This window comes from Dyadobacter sp. (assembly GCF_017744695.1).
GTDB lineage: Bacteria > Bacteroidota > Bacteroidia > Cytophagales > Spirosomataceae > Dyadobacter.
This window is the reverse complement of sequence record NZ_JAGIAS010000011.1, coordinates 81,698-99,566: the sequence shown is the minus strand read 5'-3', so window position 1 is coordinate 99,566 and position 17,869 is coordinate 81,698. Positions and strand designations below refer to the sequence as shown.

14 protein-coding genes are annotated in these 17,869 nt (G+C 52.7%); 8 read left to right on the top strand and 6 right to left on the bottom strand.

The features are described 5' to 3' along the window. Window positions 1-4: 4 nt before the first annotated feature. On the bottom strand, window positions 5-1,264 hold the full coding sequence (locus tag J7619_RS29700) for an MFS transporter (protein ID WP_291207870.1): 1,260 nt from the start codon (window positions 1,262-1,264) through the stop codon (window positions 5-7). Window positions 1,265-1,522: 258 nt separating this feature from the next. Here J7619_RS29700 and J7619_RS29695 point away from each other — a divergent pair, with 258 nt between their 5' ends. From J7619_RS29695 to J7619_RS29680, 4 genes are all read left to right on the top strand, one after another. After that, window positions 1,523-2,317, top strand: a complete 795-nt coding sequence (locus J7619_RS29695) for an AraC family transcriptional regulator (protein WP_291207868.1) — start codon at window positions 1,523-1,525, stop codon at window positions 2,315-2,317. A gap of 73 nt (window positions 2,318-2,390) precedes the next feature. After that, window positions 2,391-3,377 (top strand): S41 family peptidase, encoded by a 987-nt coding sequence (locus J7619_RS29690; protein WP_291207866.1) that lies wholly within the window; start codon window positions 2,391-2,393, stop codon window positions 3,375-3,377. A 204-nt stretch (window positions 3,378-3,581) separates the two neighbouring features. Continuing rightward, on the top strand, window positions 3,582-4,589 hold the full coding sequence (locus J7619_RS29685; RefSeq protein WP_291207864.1) for a bestrophin family protein: 1,008 nt from the start codon (window positions 3,582-3,584) through the stop codon (window positions 4,587-4,589). Window positions 4,590-4,683: 94 nt separating this feature from the next. Then, entirely contained in the window at window positions 4,684-6,771 is a 2,088-nt protein-coding gene (locus J7619_RS29680; protein ID WP_291207862.1) for a sigma 54-interacting transcriptional regulator, read from the top strand. 85 nt (window positions 6,772-6,856) lie between these two features. Here the strand turns inward: J7619_RS29680 and J7619_RS29675 are convergent, their stop codons facing one another. The 5 genes from J7619_RS29675 to J7619_RS29655 form a co-directional block, all read right to left on the bottom strand. Then, the gene (locus tag J7619_RS29675) at window positions 6,857-7,729 is read right to left on the bottom strand and encodes a pirin family protein (RefSeq protein WP_291207860.1); all 873 of its coding nucleotides are present in this window, start codon (window positions 7,727-7,729) and stop codon (window positions 6,857-6,859) included. A gap of 28 nt (window positions 7,730-7,757) precedes the next feature. Continuing rightward, on the bottom strand, window positions 7,758-7,928 hold the full coding sequence (locus J7619_RS29670; protein ID WP_291207858.1) for a hypothetical protein: 171 nt from the start codon (window positions 7,926-7,928) through the stop codon (window positions 7,758-7,760). 55 nt (window positions 7,929-7,983) lie between these two features. Further along, window positions 7,984-8,733 carry an SDR family oxidoreductase gene (locus tag J7619_RS29665; RefSeq protein WP_291207856.1) on the bottom strand — a complete coding sequence of 250 codons (750 nt, stop codon included), beginning with the start codon at window positions 8,731-8,733 and terminating at the stop codon, window positions 7,984-7,986. Between the two features lie 167 nt (window positions 8,734-8,900). Continuing rightward, window positions 8,901-11,084 carry a sigma 54-interacting transcriptional regulator gene (locus tag J7619_RS29660; protein WP_291207854.1) on the bottom strand — a complete coding sequence of 728 codons (2,184 nt, stop codon included), beginning with the start codon at window positions 11,082-11,084 and terminating at the stop codon, window positions 8,901-8,903. 70 nt (window positions 11,085-11,154) lie between these two features. After that, a complete protein-coding gene (locus J7619_RS29655) occupies window positions 11,155-12,024 on the bottom strand; it encodes a hypothetical protein (protein WP_291207852.1) in 870 nt (289 codons plus the stop codon). A gap of 172 nt (window positions 12,025-12,196) precedes the next feature. Here J7619_RS29655 and J7619_RS29650 point away from each other — a divergent pair, with 172 nt between their 5' ends. The 4 genes from J7619_RS29650 to J7619_RS29635 all read left to right on the top strand — a co-directional run bounded on the left by J7619_RS29650 (window position 12,197) and on the right by J7619_RS29635 (window position 17,862). Next, window positions 12,197-12,604, top strand: coding sequence for a DUF1801 domain-containing protein (locus tag J7619_RS29650; protein WP_291207850.1), 408 nt, complete (start codon window positions 12,197-12,199; stop codon window positions 12,602-12,604). Window positions 12,605-12,711: 107 nt separating this feature from the next. After that, window positions 12,712-13,293, top strand: coding sequence for an RNA polymerase sigma factor (locus J7619_RS29645; protein ID WP_291207848.1), 582 nt, complete (start codon window positions 12,712-12,714; stop codon window positions 13,291-13,293). A gap of 58 nt (window positions 13,294-13,351) precedes the next feature. Then, entirely contained in the window at window positions 13,352-14,449 is a 1,098-nt protein-coding gene (locus tag J7619_RS29640) for a FecR family protein (RefSeq protein ID WP_291207846.1), read from the top strand. Window positions 14,450-14,547: 98 nt separating this feature from the next. Further along, window positions 14,548-17,862 carry a TonB-dependent receptor gene (locus J7619_RS29635; protein WP_291207844.1) on the top strand — a complete coding sequence of 1,105 codons (3,315 nt, stop codon included), beginning with the start codon at window positions 14,548-14,550 and terminating at the stop codon, window positions 17,860-17,862. Window positions 17,863-17,869 lie beyond the last annotated feature (7 nt).

The window sequence follows — 17,869 nt, the reverse complement described above, 5'->3', positions numbered from 1 at the left end:
AATGCTAGTCGGTAACCTCCGCTGGCGTGACGATGGCGGCAGGGCGTTCAAAAAGTGGCCGCAGCCTGGGTATGAGCACAATGAATGCGATGAATGCAACGGGATACAGCAAGCCTGAAGCGATCCAGAGCGGCTTATACGAATATTCCTGCACGATTTTCCCGATCATCGGGTTCAGGATCAGGCTGGATAATGCACCTGCCGTGCCCGACAACCCCACCACCGTAGACGTCGCCCCCGGCCCGAAAACGTCCGAAATGGCGGTGATATAATTGGTAATCCAGCAGCCATGCGCAAACATATATAACGCCATGCAAGCCACCGCAATACCCACCGACGATGTAAATTCCGTGAGCGGGACCGCGAGTGTCAGAGCCGCCGCGCAGCCCATTACGATCTTCCGCGCGCGACCGGTACTGACCTCTTTCCGGGCCAGTTGATCGGAGAAGAAGCCGCCGAGGATATTGGAAATACCCAGCGACAGAAAGGGTATCCAGAACAACCGCCCGATCTGACCAAAAGGTACGGCGCGTACGTCGCTCAGGTATTTGGGTATCCAGAACATCATGAAATACATGACCGGATCGAGGAGAAACCGTATCAGGACGAATACCCAGGTTTCCCGTTGTTTTAATATGGTTGAAAAGGGTATTTTAAAGATTTGCTGGGTCTGGAAGACGGCTGTTTCCGTGTTCGCATCCTTCCGTTTCCACGGCAAAAGCAGCCATACGATCACCCAAATGGCTCCTGCCACGCCGGGTATCACAAATCCCGAACGCCATCCGTAGCTGTTGGACAGCCAGATGGTGAGCGGCGGGGCGATAACGGCCCCAATGGCCGAGCCGCCGATGGCGATGCCGTTTGCGAAGGCCCTTTCTTTTTCATCAAACCATTCATGAACCGTCCTGGCCGCGCCGGGAAAGCAGGCGCCTTCGCCCATACCGAGGAAAAAACGGAAGGTAAGTAGCTGCGGAAGGTTCGTCATTACCCCATGCAATGCATTCGCTACCGACCATACGCCCACTGCGATGCCCAGCCCTTTTCGCGCGCCGATGCGGTCGATAAGCCAGCCGCCTACGGTGAACATCAATGCATAACTGAGCAGGAAACTGGTATTCACCCAGCCGTATTCCACGTCGCTGAAACCGAATTCCTCCTGAATGCGGATCACGGCGATCGATAACACCTGCCTGTCGAGAAAGCTCAGGCCGGTCGCGACGAAGACCAGGAAAACAACCCACCAGCGAACGTAGTTTTTCTTCATGATAACTTAACGCACTAACTTAATTTGTGTCAAAAATAAAATAGGAAAGTACAAAATGCAATGTGTTGCGAAAAAAATATCGGAATTTTTTCAGAACGTGGGCCCAGGAGGGGGAGGGGACCTTTCGGGCTCATTAATGGCGGCACATTGGGTTAGTAATAGGGGGAATAAATTCGATTTTGCAACGCGAACATGTAGGCAACCGACGTTAGGTACAGATGAGCGTCGTTCGCTTTTCCCTGACACTTTGAATCGATTATGCAGCTACTTCCGACAGCCACCTATTTAGGAACGAACCTGACCACCCGCCTTGCGAACGGTATCTGGACAAGCGTAACAACGTATTCACGGGAAAATCTGCCCGACGTATCGCTGCACGCACACGAAAATGCACACATTACAATGCTACTGGCAGGAGCAACCATTGAAAAACGGCAGCGGGGAGAAAGTTACCGGCAGGCAGGTGAGGCGGTATTCTTTCACGCGGGAGAACCGCACCAAAACAGCAAAACGGTGCCGGGTTCACGGAATTTTAATTTGGAGTTTACGCCGGATTTTTTCAAAGCGTACCAGCTGGCAGAGTCTCAGATCGGAACGGTTAATTATGCCAATCCGCTCGCTTCCAGTGCATTGCTGCGGGCCTGCCGCGAATCATTATGGGATGAATACGATACCGGCGATTCGATTACGATGGCCATTCTCGGGCTCGTCCGCACGAGGGAGAACTGCGGGAACAGACCGCCGGCCTGGGTAGGACGAGTCACCGAGCTGCTGCATGACCGCTGGAACGAGCCCGTTAGTCTGGATGCGCTTTCAGGTGAAACCGGTACGCATCCCGTAACGATCTCGAAGTATTTTACGCGTTACTTTGGCTGCACATTGAGTGAGTACATGCGCAGGCTTAGGGTTATGAATGCTATTGCGCTGATTAAAAACACCCGTTATCCCCTCACGCGCATTGCTTATGAATCGGGGTTTACCGATCAGGCGCATTTTACCAGGGCTTTCAAACAGGTCACCGGGTTTTTGCCCAAAGAATACCGGGCGATTTAGTGCGCTAATCTCATACAATTTTGAGCGATCAGGAAGCGGGAACTTTGCTGCTAAACTAAAACCAATCCAGTATATGTTAGTCGCCAAACCTGCTTATTTCTATCTGAGCGCCGTTTTCTCACTATTTTGCTGCCGCTGTGCATTCGCCCAGGTGCTCTCTGTCGGGGAGACCGATGCGGCGATCGCTACCATGGTGCAGCAAATCGACACCGCCTATGTTTTTCCTGAAAAGGGACAAAAAATCGCCCAACATCTCCGATCGGAATACCGGCAGGGGAAATTCTCGGCCGCCAAAAACTGGCAGGAACTGGCCGAAACTATTTCCAAAAATTTGAAGGAATTCAGCCAGGATGGGCATTTGTACGTCAGATTTGACCCTAAAACTGTTAAAGAATTGCAAAGCGCAGCAGAGTCCGGGCCCGACACTGCCAGCCAGGCGCCCGAACCGTTTTTCGATGGAAAGGATGCAGCAGAACGAAATTACGGTTTTCGCAACGTACAAGTTCTGAAGGGGAACATAGGGTATCTCGAAATCTCGGAAATCAATATCTCGGCCAATAGCCTGCCGGTGCTTTTTGCTGCGATGCGCTTTGTAGCGAACACGCGTGCATTGGTGGTCGATCTGCGGAACAACGGGGGAGGGGGCAGCAATGTCGGCAGCGTTCTGGAAAGTTTTTTTCTGCCCCCAAACAGATCTTTACTGGAATTTAGGACCAGGAATGGTAGCATGCAGACGGAAAAGACCGTCGGCTGGTTGCTGGAACCAAAATATGAAAAACCGCTATTCATCCTGGTCAGCAAGGGAACAGCTTCTGCCGCGGAAGCATTTGCGTATGCGTTGCAAAAGCACCGTCGGGCAAAAATCGTCGGACAGCGGTCGGCCGGAGCGGCGTTCATGAATTCATGGTATCCCGTCAACGAACACCTCTACATGTCTGTTTCCACTGGCGCCCCTGCGTGGCCTGGCACGACCGAGAATTGGGAATCCACGGGCATTCAGCCGGATTACACGGTGCCGGAGCGGACGGAGCTGGACGCTGTTGTGAGCTTGTTGAAATGAGGGGGCCAGGTACTTGCTCCAACTGTATTTAGTGCCATAACAAGTAATTTGACGAAATATCGTCACGGAATTTGCGGGTTTATTTGGTTAAATGATTGGTTGTTAGTCTGTTGATTTGGTGGTATAGCACTTGCAATATCCCGTTTCGTCCGGACAGGTTTCACGGATCATTTTTCTTCATAATAATACCAACTGCAAAGTGCGATGCATATAGGCAAATCTTATCGATTGGGCGAGTTTCTGGTTTGGACACGACGGAATATCTATATTCTTTTCTTTCTGGGACTTTTCCCGGTGGTCATTCATGAAGTATGGGGGCTGAAATGGTTGAATGTGCCGTGGCCTGTGGTGGGACTTTTAGGAACCGCTACGGCATTTACAGTCGGTTTCAAAAACGCACAGACGTACAGTCGGGCTACCGAAGGGGCACGGCTCTGGACCGATATTCTGAGCCTGAGCCGCTTTTGGGGGACTATCAGTATCGATTTCCTGAACAATCCCGGGCAAAGCAAGGAATTGATTTACCGTCATTTGGCGTGGCTTACCGCCCTGCGCTATTACCTGCGCGAGGACCGTGTGTGGGAAAACAATGAAAAAAGCCACAATAAGGAGTACCAGCAGTTTTTTCGCATTCCGGAACGGCTGCGGGGAATGGAGGCCGAGCTGAAAGAATTCCTGCCTGCCGACGAGCTGGAACTGGTGCAGCGGTCGGGAAACAAGGCGGGGAAAATACTGGCGTTGCAGAGCAAGATCATCAAGTCGCTGATGGAGAATGCGGAGCTGATAGCACCCCAATATGCCACAATGCAGCAGTCGATGAAGGATTTTTTCGTTTTGCAGGGCAAATGCGAGCAGCTTAAAGATTCGCCGTATCCCCGGCAGCATGCGGTGATCAACCATATCTTCGTGTGGACGTTCTGTTTTATGCTGCCGTTTGGAATCGTCCATGATTTTGATTTGCTCAACGAGGTCGTGGATGCACCGTTGCGCGGGTACATGGCCTGGACGACGATCCCTTTCAGTATGCTCATTTCGTGGATGTACATTTCACTTGAACAGGTGGGAGAGAGTACCGAAAACCCCTTTGAAGGAAGTGCAAACGACGTTCCGATCTCGCAAATGTGCCAGCAGCTCAATATAGAGCTCCGCGAAATGCTCGGCGAAGATAACCTGCCGGAAGCGTTGCAGCCTCATCACAATATTATCCTTTAAATGCCGGCCAATGGCGTAAACGACGCGCTCTTTGATGTATATTTACCGCTCACCATCGATCTCATTCATCCAAAAATTTTAAAACAACAGATAGGTGAGCGCGCCCGGAAAAGAACAACTTGCGGATAGGGAGCGGATCAACGAGGTCCTGCTCGAACTGAGCAACAGAATGGTGAAAGTCCGCGACAGGGCGGACTTGCTGCATGTCATCAATTCGGGTTTGCGAGAGGTAATCAATTTTACGGCGTGCGTCATGACGATCCTCGACGAGGCGCATCAAACGTACAATGCGTTTCTGACAGACCCCAAACCGAAATTTGGCGATGGCGACGCCTATTACGAGGCGATCAGCACGTCCTACCCGGTGGCGGACGGCATTTATGATGTTGCTGCCAAGTCGGACGAGCCTGTGTTGTTCGACCTGAGAAGTTTTGACGTCGGGCAGGCGCCTCTGTGGTGTAAGCTGCACTATGCGGCGGGTGCGCGCGAGATGATGGTCAAAATGCTGCCCGGTGAAGATGTGCCGAGGCATAGTCTCATCCTTTTTTCCGATGAAACCGGGACTTTCGATGCATGCGCGATGCATATTATCGAACGCATTTCCAATCAGTTATCGACAGCGGCGAGGAATATTACCGCTAACGAGGAAATTCTGAACCGGGAAAGTGAAAAGTCGTTCCTGCTTAAATTCAGCCAGAATATCGCCGCGGTGCGAACGAAGGCAGACCTTGAAACGGCCATTTCCGAAGCCTTGCAATATTTGCTTGGCACGCGGCTGGCGATGATCCGCGTTATCGAAGACGACGGCCACACATTGACCCCATATTTGTGGGATGATTCGCTTTTCACCCAGGTAGCCGACCTTTTCGATCAGCTGGCTAACCGCACGGCTACGGTAGATGAATACTTCTTTGCGCAAGTACTCGGGAGCCGGGAGCCGATTGTTATTGATATCGCAGAGGAAGAGGCAAAAGGTAATAGTCCGGCATATATCCTTTTTTGGAAGCGGCTGGGTATGAAGAAGGTATACGCATCAGCCTTGCGCGTTGGGCAGGAAAATGTCGGGACGATGTTTTTCCTGTCCGACAACCTCAACCTGAATTTGCTCAAAGGGCTTTGTGCGCAGATTTCCATCGCCATTTCCAATATCCGCGCCAATGAAAAGATATTGGCCTACAAGCAATTGCTCGAAATTGAGAATGACCAGCTGAAAGAGCAGATCCGTACGATCTATAACTTTTCGGAGATTGTTGGCAGCGGCCCCGAAATGCAGGAAGTGTACCACTTGATGTCGCTTGTGGCAGATTCCGCTTCGACGGTATTGCTGCTCGGCGAAACGGGAACGGGCAAGGAGCTCATCGCCCGCGCAATTCATAATGCGTCGCCGCGGAAAAACAAGGTGATGATCAAGCTCAACTGCGCCGCATTGCCGGCCAATCTGATAGAAAGCGAGTTGTTCGGACACGAGCGGGGCGCATTCACTGGTGCGGTAGAGCGACGTATCGGCAAGTTTGAGCTGGCAGACAACAGCACTTTGTTCCTCGACGAGATTGGCGAGATGCCGCTCGAAGCGCAGGTGAAACTGCTGCGCGTTTTGCAGGAAAAGGAGCTGGAAAGGATTGGCGGAAAGGTAACCATCAAAGTGAATGTGCGTATCATAGCCGCTACGAATCGTAACCTGGAAGAGGAAGTGAGGCTGGGCCGTTTCCGCGCCGACCTTTATTACCGTCTGAATGTTTTCCCGATCACACTGCCGCCGCTCCGAAACAGGCCTGACGACATCATCCCCCTGGCGCATTTTTTTGTGGACCGTTATCGCAGGAATTCGGGCAGGAAAGTTACCGGCCTCTCGCCCGGCGTGATGCAGGAATTGCAAGCGTACCCGTGGCCCGGGAACGTGCGGGAGCTGGAACACCTCATGGAACGAAGCGTGCTGTTAGCCGGCGACGGCGTTATCCGCGAAGTGCATTTGCCCAGGCAACAGCCGGAAGGGAAGGCGGCATCGGCATTGGTAACCCAGACACTCTCCGACGTAGAGCGTTCCTATATTATTGAAGTATTAAAGCAATTTAGCGGCAAGATTTCGGGGCTCGACGGCGCAGCGGCGTTTCTCCAGATTCCGGCCACTACGCTTCATTCCAAAATTAAGAAACTGAAAATCAGCAAGGCCGATTACTTCTGAAACATGCAAGGCAAATAGAGCTTTCCGAGTAAAAGACGAACGCTCCGCATACCGTGGAGCGTTCGTCGTGTCAGGCAACTAGTATTCAGGTAGCTAAAACAATGGTTCGCTTGTCCCCTTCAATGCGGATAAAACCCATCCGGCCTTCTTCAAAATCTGATATGGCTTTGCCGAGCTCCTCTTCAGAGCTCATCGCCATGGCACCTGCGGAGAAAATCGGTTCCGACAGGGGTTGTCCACCGAGCAGGATGAGGCGTGTGTCGGAAACAGCGGTTAACGACAGCGTTTCCAGTTGGTCGGAGCGGCCCATAGCCAGGACCTGGCCAGCGGTGATCACCCAGGATTTGCGGTCATCGGCAACCTCGCCGGACAAGACGTAAATGGTCGCGGTCCATCCTGCCGGGAGGTCATGCTGAAACGTCCGACCCCGCCCGATGGTAATGTCCAGGAATGTCAGCGCCTCGGGTGTTTTGATGCGGTTACCCGCTATGTTTGTACGTCCGGCAATCACTTTCACGGTCACACCATTGTAATCGACCACCGGAATGTCGCGGCTGTCGATAAATAACGCTTGCGGCAGATGCTGCTTTCTGAGCGCGGCCGTGTTCACGAATACCTGCATACCGTGCACGCGGGTGCCTTCGGGTACCGGAAATTCGGTATGTACAATGCCGCGTCCGGCCCAGGTCCACATCAGGCTGCCGGGTGTGATGACGACGTCGGTACCGGACGAGTCGAGGTTGTGGTAATGTCCGGAATCTTCAAAAAGATAGGTGATCGCCGACATGCCCGCGTGTGGGTGAGGGCCGAAAACGTCGCTCGTCAATTCGAAATGATCGAAACCGATCAACGGGTCGAGCAGTCCGTTGAAATGGATCGACCGTACTTTTCTGGCCGCGAACTGCCCGTCGCCCGAGCTGACTGTTTGGAACACCCTCGATACCTCTAAATGCTTCATGGCTGAATCAGGCTTAGGACCGGTGGAGTCATTCATTGTCCTCCAAAGGTTGCTCGTGCATTCGCAGCGCATCGTCCATAAACTCACTTCCTTCAAAAGTATGGTCCTCGTGGTGGTGAGTCTCGGTCGAGAGAATTTCGACTTCGCGCTTGTACTCGTCATTACCTTTCTCGTGCATCATTTGCAGTAACGGGTTCATAGCCGTAGTTGTTTTTAAGGTTTATAAATCAATTTGAAAAAGCTACCTGTCTGTGTTATACGTTTGTCGCTTTGAACCAGTCGGCGAAGTTCACCGAGCCAATGCGTGCGTCGCCGGCTGGCAGCAGTACTACATCCGAAAGTAGTGCGCCGTAATAGCGGGCCTGGTTGTCGGTCACAACCGAGCGGGTGTCGCCTTTGAGATTCAGGAATTTTTGAACCAGTTCTGCAAGCCGGAAACGCTCCGGTCCGGCGATCTCGACGAGGCCATTGTGCGGCGTATCCAGGGCTACGTCCGTTACTGCGGAAGCTACATCATCCGATGAAATGGGTTGCACGTAAGCCGCTGACAATCTCACGATCTGCCCTTGTGTGGCCGATTGCGCAATGCCTGCCAGAAACTCGAAAAACTGCGTGGAATGCACAATCGTATAAGGTATGCCCGATTCGCGAATGAGTTTTTCCTGCGCGATTTTACCACGAAAATAGCCGCTCTCCGACAGTAGTTGGGTGCCCACCACCGACAATGCAATGTGGTGTTTCACACCGGCATTCTTTTCCGCAGCTAAAAGGTTGGTACCCGAGGTAGTGAAGAAGTCGAGCACCGCCTGGTCTTCGAATGAAGGCGAGTTGGCCACGTCTATCACAATGTCGGTATCCTTTAAGGCCTCCGCCAGCCCTTCGCCCGTAATCGTGTTTATCCCCGTCGCGGGAGCGCCTGCGATTACCTGGTGGCCAAGGCTTGTAAGGTTATTGACAACTTTGGAGCCGATAAGGCCGGTTCCGCCGATTACAACGATTTTCATAGGTGTTAAAAATTTTGGTTTGAAAACACGTTATAAGAATCAATCGCTGTGCCAGACTATTAAGTGTTTGATAATGAATAATATTTAGAGTTTGTGAGTGCTAAAAACCACGCGATATTTCGTCTAATGGCAAGCAGCCACTTTAAATATCGCGTGATCCGAACGGATCATTCTACCAGGTACTGACGTTTGGTAATACCCAGTTTCTTGATTTTTGAATGCAGTGTGGTCGCAGGCATACCCAGGTATTCGGCAGCCCCGCCGCGGCCTGCGAGCTTTCCGCCGCACCGTTTGATAGTCTGTATAATGTGAATCCGCTCCACGTCTTCGAGCGTGCCGACCATGTTGGGCATCTGTTCCGTCGCTTTCCTGGCGGGCAGATAAACTTCCTTTATCACGGGCCCGGCAGCTAGCAGCACGCACCGCTCGATCAGGTGTTCGAGCTCGCGTACGTTCCCGGGCCAGGGATAGCTTGTGAGCTCATGCAGCACTTTGGGTGAAATCTTCGTGACTTTCCGGCCGGTCGCTTTGCTGTACCGGTCCACAAACAAATGCGCGAGCGGCACTATGTCGTCGCGGCGGTCGCGCAGGGGAGGCAGGTGGATCGGGAATACATTGAGGCGGTAATAAAGGTCCGACCGGAAGCGCCCAGCCTTTACTTCCTCCTCCAAGTTCCGGTTGGTGGCGGCTATGATACGTACATTCACTTTGATGGTTGTTTTCCCGCCAATCCTTTCCAATTCCTTTTCCTGCAAAACGCGCAGCAGCTTCACCTGGGCTTCCAGCGGCATTTCACCGATCTCGTCGAGGAAGAGCGTGCTGTTATCGGCCAGTTCAAACTTGCCTATCCGGCGTTCGAGCGCACCCGTGAATGCCCCTTTTTCATGTCCGAACAATTCGCTTTCAATCAGGTTAGCGGGCAATGCGGCGCAGTTGACTTTGATCATCAACTTGTTGCTCCGCCTGGAGGTGTTATGGATCGCCCGGGCGATCAACTCCTTGCCGGTACCTGTCTCGCCGGTAATGAGTACTGTCGAGTTAGATTCAGACACGAGGCTGATCAGGTCGTATACCTGCTGCATTTCCGGCCCGCTGCCAACTATTTCATTGAAATTGTAAGTCCGTTTGATCTGCTCTTTCAACTGGCTGTTCTCCATTTCGAGCATTCTTTTATAGGCCAGGATCTTTTCATTGGCCTGAATGTTGGCGATGGCCGTCGATATCTGCGAACAAATGCCTTGTAAAAGCTCGCTTTTCAGGTTGTCGGTGAGCAACCATAGCGTACCCAGGTCGGCCTGGGCGCTTCTTAGCGGCGCGGCAAACATATATGGAAGCCTCGTTTGCGCCCAGAGCAGTACGAACGGATTGTCGGGGCAGGTTTTCAATTCTTCTTCAAGTTTCAGGATCACACGGTCTTCCGACGCCAGTATTCGTGCGGGAAGCGGTTCCTGAATGTTGCCGGACGCTTTCAGGAGGGCGTCCAGTTGACCGGCGGCGTTTTCGAAAAGCGCCTGGCCGTACATGAAAGGTTTTAAGGTGAAATTATCGTCGCCGATCAGGTTGATGAGCGCAAGCCGGGTGTTCCGGACGCGGCCGAACACTTTAAAAACCGCATTTTTCAAATCTTCTTTCGTACGCACGCGGGAAATTTCGTTGCTGAACGCGAGCAGAAAGCTTTTCTCCTGCTCCCGTTCCAGGATCTCCTCCGCGGCCAGTACGTTCGACATCGCTACTGATATCTGCGAGCCGATCGCTTGCAGCAAGGGAAGGTTGGCCTGCTCGATGCCCAGCCACAGTATGCCCAGTGTCACATCGCCGCTCCGCAATGCGATTCCTACCAATGTTTTCAGGCCCATGCGTTGCCATATGGAAAGGTACCGGCTGCTAATGCCCCGCCTGATTTCGGCATCGACATTGATTTGCAATGGTATGGAGCTCTCTAACACCCGGTTCTGCAAGCCATCGTAAATTGGAAACTGTCCCTGCGTCAGCTCGACCCTGTCGGAATCGGAAATGACGTTAATCCCCAGGTCATATACATAGGTAGTCACGGTCTGCTGGTCAGGATTGATGCGCCGGACGGCGAACCCGCGAATCAGGTTGAAACGGAGCAGTGTGCCCCGCACTGTCCCGGCGAGTTCGTGCCGGTTGCGAACGGTCGCCAGGTTAATGCTGCATTCGAGCAGTACCTGGGTGATCCATTCTTTTTCCCTGATCAGATCATTCTTGTCGTGGATTTGCGGGGCGTCGTCGCTCGGATCCGGCCGCTGTTTTTCCGGAAACGCTTCTTTCCAGGCATCTTTGGAATGCGTTTTCAGCAAGCTGCGCCCATTTTGAATATTTTCTTCCATGATTGATAGGATCGCTGGTCGACCGGTTTGATGGCTTGCCCGACGGTAGCTTAATACGAAATTAATAAAATCAGGATTGTACGCCATCCAGCCATTGATACAGAAAGTCCTGCGTGGCAACCCTGGTCGGTTCGTTTCCGGAGGTAGAACCCGCCGTAGCGATACCTAGTATGAGGCACTGCGCAGGTTCAATGCCCATTTTCAGGCCTAATGCATAGCCGGAGATAAAATTGTCGCGCTCGTGTCGGTGATGAAACCGTGCAGGTACCGGCGGCCGGGCGATCTCATCGTAAGAGGCTTCCATGGCGAGCGCAGCCTGGCTTTCGGAATAAATGATGAGACGCCGGACGTTCAGCATCTGGAAAAGCGCCCGGTAACGTTCCTTGGCCTCCGGATCCTGCATATCGAATTCCGACACCTCTTTCCGGCCAAACAGGACCGACCACACTGCCCAGGCTTCCCGGGCGTCCAGCGCCAGGGTGACATTGCCGCTGCGGGTGAAGCTGCCCATGATATCCAGAATTTCGTCGACTTCAAAGAAATGACGGCTGGACGGGTTGCCCAGGTAGAAAATGAATTCCCAGTCGCTGCGCGCCAACGGCCGGATAACGTCCGCCAGCAGGCCATACCAGACATCTGCGGCCTGATCTACCTCCGCCCAATCGGAAAAAGGAATGATGCGACTTTCGGAAAAAAGGCCTCGCAGCTTTTCAATGCCGGTTTGGGAAACAATATCGCGCCATTTTGAAACCCGTTGCGTTGCAACCGTACTAGCGGTTTCTGCGGCTCCCGCCCTGATACCCAGTAATTGTCTCAGGGGAGCGTTTTCTTCGGAGGCAAAGTCTTGGGCGAAGTCGGCGTCGACCAGCTGCCCGACGGCCCGGATGACGTGGCGCAGCATTCCGCGCGTAACATCCGATTGAATTTGAGGATTCTTCATGTTGCGTGTTCTGGATAGGATACCCTGGAAAAGTCAATAGCTATGCCAAAATGTAACACGATGATTGTCAGTCTGAAATTGGAGACGATATTAAAAAAAGACACTATATTTCGTCAATTCCCTAATGGGCTACGAAATACAGTGTATTGCCGACAATTCCAGTCAAACGTATATGAGCCAGTTAAACCCGTTGAAAATCAGAAATATCGTAGAGTTGTATGATCTTTTACCAGAAGATGAGCGGTTGATCGTGGATGTGCTGCGTGCCATAATCCGTGAAACGCTTCCTGATTATTGCCGGGAGAAAATATCATATAATGTACCGTTTTACTACGGAAACAAAGGCATCTGTATCGTATGGCCGTCGACGGTTCCCCGAGGCGGCATTAGGAAGGGAGTACTTCTCGGTTTTTGGTATGGCTGCCGATTAGTGGACGAAGACCGTCTTTTATCGCATGGGACGAACAAACAGATTTTTTATAAAATCTATCAGACCGTAGAGGAAATCGACGAAACCGCGATAAAGAAGCTTCTGAACGAGGCCATCAGGATCGATTGCGGCTTCAAAAAGGCGCGATAGGCAGTACCGGCGCCGCAGAAAGCGAGTATATCACTTCAAATCCGGCCTCTTAATGCCGATTACCGGTTGCATAGCCGGTTTTTCGCTGTCACCAATCCTATATTACTTTGCCTGCACAAACCGAACATGAGCTCTGGGTAGCATTTCAGGACGGGGATCAGGAAGCTTATACCCAACTTTACCGGCTGTATATTAAGGATATGTACCGCTACGGGTCCAGTTTGGTAGCCGCGTCCGACGCGTTTGTCATGGATTGCATTCACGATGTATTCACAGAACTCTGGGTGAAGCGGGAACGACTTTCGGTTCCAACGCATGTGAAGTATTACCTGATCAAGGCGCTGAAAACCCGCATTATGCATTTGCTGGAAAGAAAAGAGCGGCCTTTTACACCCTTGTCGGAAATTGATCTGGAAATATTTGATGCCGACGACCTGGAAATCCTGGAAGAACTCGACATCGCTGCCTCCCGCCAGGACAAACTGGTCGCCCTCATTTCCAGGTTGCCGCAACGGCAGCAGGAGGCGATCAAGCTGCGGTTTATCGAGAACCTGACTTACAGCCAGATCGGTGACATCCTGCAAATGAACACGCAATCGGCCAAAAACCTCGTTTTTAGGGCTATCGAAAAGTTGCGTGGTTGGATCATTCTGCCGGTTCTTCACTTTTTTAATATTTTTTTGGGTTAAACTGAGTACTATTTGCGGTTCCCGTCATCTATGTACGAACCACAACCCGCATTGTACTTTGGACCATTCGTTTGATCACTTCTCGGCGGCTGATTTTCTGTTATCTGACGACTTCGTTAGCCATCACTTGGAGCCGGGCCCGGAAACGGCCCAGCTTTGGGAGCAATGGCTGGCAAGTAACCCGCCGAATCTGGGCGAATGGAACCGGGCGGTGCATTTGCTGGAATCGATCAGGCTCGGGCTGGACAAGTACGCCGGGAACATCATTTCCGAAGAAGCTATCGAGGCGCTGCTGGTACGGATCCGGGAAACCAACAAGCGAACATCCCGACCGGTACGTACGATCGGCGGCACGCGCTGGCTGGCTGTGGCGGTGGTCGTTTTGCTAAGCGGGTTGTTTGCCTACTGGTGGCTGAAAGGCCGGGATGCCGAGAGCTACTACGCAAGCCGCATTTCGAACGGACGCGACCATTTTACCGAACGTGTCAACGGCGGTCCGACAATGCAGACGATCGTGCTTTCCGACAGCTCGGTCGTGCAGCTCGCGCCGGGAAGCAGGATCAGTTTCAAGCCGGTATTCGATGGGGCCGCGAGGGAAGTGTTTTTGTCTGGAGAGGCTGATTTTAAAGTGGTAAGGAATGTCCGGAAGCCATTTTTGGTGTATGCCAATGAGGTGGTAACCAGGGTGTTGGGTACGCAGTTCAAAGTGCGGGCTTTCGACAAGGAGACGAAGGTGCTGGTGAACGTGGCTTCGGGGCAGGTTTCTGTTTCGAGGGATGCGCATGCGCGCGGTCAGGACAAGCGACGGCCGGTGACGGGCCTGCTGTTGCTGCCGAACCAGCAGGCGGTCTTTTCACGACAATCCGCGGAATTCAGCAAATCGATCGTGCCGGAACCGCGGGTGATCGATGTTTCGAAGGAAATTCCTGATTTCGAGTACGATGCGGTGCCTGTGGGCGAGGTAATCGGCGATCTGGAAAAGGCTTACGGCATTTCTATTTTGTACAACAAAGAGCAGTTGAAAAATTGCGAACTCAGCGCGTCGCTTAAAACCGAGACCTTTGAAGAGAAACTTCGGGTCATTTGCACCACTATCAATGCAGATTACCAAAAACTGGATGGCCAGGTCGTCATTCATGGCGGTGAGTGCCGGTAACCCGGTTTAAGATGTGAAAGACTTTTAATCCTTTGACCTCCGGTATTGCCGTGGGATGCTCAACTATTGCTTTTACTAACCCTATTCATCCGATCATTATGAAGAAACTCGCCGCACATAATGCATTCCGATGCATGAGGAACACCGTCGCCCCGGTGTTGCTGGTGCTCGGATTCATTCAGCTGTCCTGGGCGCGAAGTGCCGCCGGTCAGGAACTGCTCAATCGAAGTATATCCATAACCGTTCAGGAAAAAAGCTTGAAATCAGTCCTGCATCTCATCGAGAAACAGGCGGAGATCAAGTTCTCGTACAGCCCGCAGGTGGTGCCGGTCCGGCAACCGGTTACCTTAAATGCTGCCAATCGCAGCCTCGGGGAAGTGCTCGACCTTATTTTGAAACCGTTGCAGGTCCGTTACGTGGTAGCGGGGCGGCAGATCATCCTGTCGAGGGCCGAGGCCGAGCCGAAAACGGGCAGTATCGCGCCTGCGGCCGGCAACACCCCTGCGCCTGTGCCCGACCGCAGGGTAGAGGGTACCGTTAACGACGAGGCAGGGGCAGGGTTGCCCGGTGTGAGCGTGGTCGTGAAGGGGACGCAATCGGGGACGGTGACCGACGTGGATGGCCAATTTGCGCTCGAAATTCCGCAGGAGGCTACCGTTCTGGTGTTTTCGTTCGTAGGTTACCTGCCGCAGGAGATAGAAATCGGTTCGAAAAGCCGGATTGATGTGGTGCTGAAGCCGGATACCAAAGCGTTGGAGGAAGTGGTGGTCGTCGGATACGGCACAGCCAGGAAGCGCGACCTGACAGGTGCCATTGCGAGCGTCAATGTGGAGCAAACACGGCTGCAACCCAATACCAATGCTTCGCAAATGCTCCGCGGAACGATTGCGGGCGTTCAGGTGACGGACAATGGTCGCCCGGGCCAGGTAGGCGGGATCAAAATCCGCGGTACCAACTCCATTTCGGCCAGTAACGCGCCGTTGATCGTGCTGGACGGTATTATTTACGCCGGGGGCAGCCTGTCGGATATTAACCCCAGTGATATTGAGTCGATAGATGTGCTGAAAGATGCCAGCTCGACGGCCATTTACGGATCGCTGGCGGCCAACGGCGTGATCGAGATCACCACGAAGCGCGGCAAATCGGGTAAGCCGGTGTTTTCGTTCAATACCTATGCAGGCGCGTCGGATTACGCCTTTTTACCCAAATTCCTGAATGCGGAGCAATACCTGGCAGCGCGTAAGGATGCCGAAATCGCCGACGGCGGAGCGGTACCTTTTCAGCCCGTTGAGTTGGAAAATATCGCTGCGGGACGTTCCATTCGTCCATTTGAAGAAATCAAACAAAAAGCGCCGATGTCGAATTACGAACTGAGCGTATCGGGCAAAACCGACCGGACGAGCTATTTCCTTTCAGGCGGTTATCTTAAAGCGAAGTCGCCGGTGAAAGGCGATAATTTCAGCCGCATTTCCAGCCGGCTCAACCTGTCTGTCGATGCGACGGACTGGCTTAAACTGGGCATTAATTCAGGGTTTTCCTCGCGCGACGACTCGGGCGTGCGTGCCGACCTGGTACCCGCTACGTACCTGAGCCCGTATGCGAGCCTTTTTCTGGCGGATGGCACATCGCCTCGTCCGCTGCCGCAGGATATAGGGCTGGTGACCAACACTTTGATCGGCACGCTTTTGAACGACCGCAAGTCGAATGCCCGGGCATTGTTTGCCAACGCATTCGCCGACGTACACATTTGGAAGGGGCTGTCGTACAAACTGAATGCGGCTTATACCCGCACTGATTCCGCATTGTTCATTTACAGTCCTTCGTATGAACCTTTGAACCGCCTGGGTGCCGGTTCGAAGCGCCACGGCGAAACACAAAACATCACGATCGAGAACATCGTGAGCTATAAGCAGCAGATCACGCGGACGCAAAGCCTGGACCTTACCCTGCTTTATGGAGCGTATGAGCAGAAACGGCAGTCGTCATTGCTTTCCAGCCAGAATATTTTCAATGATGCCCTGGGTTATAATGCACTGGAAATAGGGGAAGGGTTCAATATCAATACGGGTGCGGCCAGGAACCGTCAGTTGTCGGCTATGGCCAGGCTGGGGTATTCTGTGGCGGGCAAGTACCTCGCTACGGTGAGCGTGCGCCGGGACGGGTTTTCGGCCTTCGGAGCGGGCAACAAGTTCGGCGTGTTTCCTGCGGTTGCATTGAGCTGGAACGTCACCGAAGAAGCATTCATGCACGATTTGAAAGATATTAACTTTTTGAAATTGAGAGCTTCCTGGGGCCGGAACGGCAACCGCGGTGTGGCCGAGTACTCTTCCCTGAGCCAGGTGGAGCAAAAGAATTACGTATTCGGGGATGGAGCCGGTACGTCGGTCGGTTTGAGCCCTTCCAGCCTCGCTAACCCGAACCTGGGCTGGGAGACCTCCGAAAGTACGAACATCGGAGCCGACATGCAGTTTTTAAACAGCCGGATCAGTGCCTCGCTCAATTACTACTGGACCCGCACGTACGACCTGCTTTTGAAACAGGCCATTCCCAATACCAACGGTTTTGAGGAATTTCTCAGAAATGTAGGTCAAACCATGAACCAGGGACTGGAAATCGATCTGAAAACGACCAATATCCAGCGCGGCGGATTTGCCTGGAATACCAGCATTGCATTTTCATTTAACCGGAATAAAATCGTGAAACTGACCGGCCGGGATGTGAATAACGATGGCCGGGAGGACGACGATATTGCGAGCGGCTGGTTTATCGGCCACCCGCTGCTGAGCAACTACGACTATGTTTTCGACGGTATTTTCCAGCAGGGTGACGACCTGAGCCTGATTCCGGGCGCTAAACCCGGCGATATCCGCTTCAAGGATATCAGCGGCCCCGACGGCGTGCCGGATGGTAAGATTACCCCGCAGGACCGCAAGGTAATCAGCCATGCGCAACCCGCTTTCAATATGGGGCTAACCAATATTTTGAGTTACAGGGGACTAAGCCTTTCGACAACTTTCAATGTCCGCCAGGGCGGGTACAGCAGGCTCGATATGATGAACCCTGGCACTAATTTCTACGACCAGGCCAATTTTCTGAATGTACCTTACTGGACGCCCGACAATCCGATTAATACCCACCCGAGGATCAATTACCGCAATCCGCTGGGATACGGGTTTTATGAAAGCCGCAGTTTCGTCCGTTTTCAGGATGTCTCGCTCTCGTACAATATTCCCGAGAAGCTGCTGAAGACGGTCAAAATAGGCGCATTGCAGGTTTATGTGAGCGCGAAAAACCTCGGTACCTGGACCAAATGGGAAGGCTGGGACCCAGAGTTCGGCGGAGGCGGAAGGAGCCCTGGGGAGAATGGGCCTTTATTGAAAACCTTCATTGCCGGGCTTAACATTTCCTTCTAAACCTTAA

Coding starts and splice junctions, on each gene's coding strand:
- J7619_RS29700 (WP_291207870.1), bottom strand. CDS start 1,264: ATGAAGAAAAACTACGTTCGCTGGTGGGTTGTTTTCCTGGTCTTCGTC.
- J7619_RS29695 (WP_291207868.1), top strand. CDS start 1,523: ATGCAGCTACTTCCGACAGCCACCTATTTAGGAACGAACCTGACCACC.
- J7619_RS29690 (WP_291207866.1), top strand. CDS start 2,391: ATGTTAGTCGCCAAACCTGCTTATTTCTATCTGAGCGCCGTTTTCTCA.
- J7619_RS29685 (WP_291207864.1), top strand. CDS start 3,582: ATGCATATAGGCAAATCTTATCGATTGGGCGAGTTTCTGGTTTGGACA.
- J7619_RS29675 (WP_291207860.1), bottom strand. CDS start 7,729: ATGAAGCATTTAGAGGTATCGAGGGTGTTCCAAACAGTCAGCTCGGGC.
- J7619_RS29670 (WP_291207858.1), bottom strand. CDS start 7,928: ATGAACCCGTTACTGCAAATGATGCACGAGAAAGGTAATGACGAGTAC.
- J7619_RS29665 (WP_291207856.1), bottom strand. CDS start 8,733: ATGAAAATCGTTGTAATCGGCGGAACCGGCCTTATCGGCTCCAAAGTT.
- J7619_RS29660 (WP_291207854.1), bottom strand. CDS start 11,084: ATGGAAGAAAATATTCAAAATGGGCGCAGCTTGCTGAAAACGCATTCC.
- J7619_RS29655 (WP_291207852.1), bottom strand. CDS start 12,024: ATGAAGAATCCTCAAATTCAATCGGATGTTACGCGCGGAATGCTGCGC.
- J7619_RS29650 (WP_291207850.1), top strand. CDS start 12,197: ATGAGCCAGTTAAACCCGTTGAAAATCAGAAATATCGTAGAGTTGTAT.
- J7619_RS29635 (WP_291207844.1), top strand. CDS start 14,548: ATGAAGAAACTCGCCGCACATAATGCATTCCGATGCATGAGGAACACC.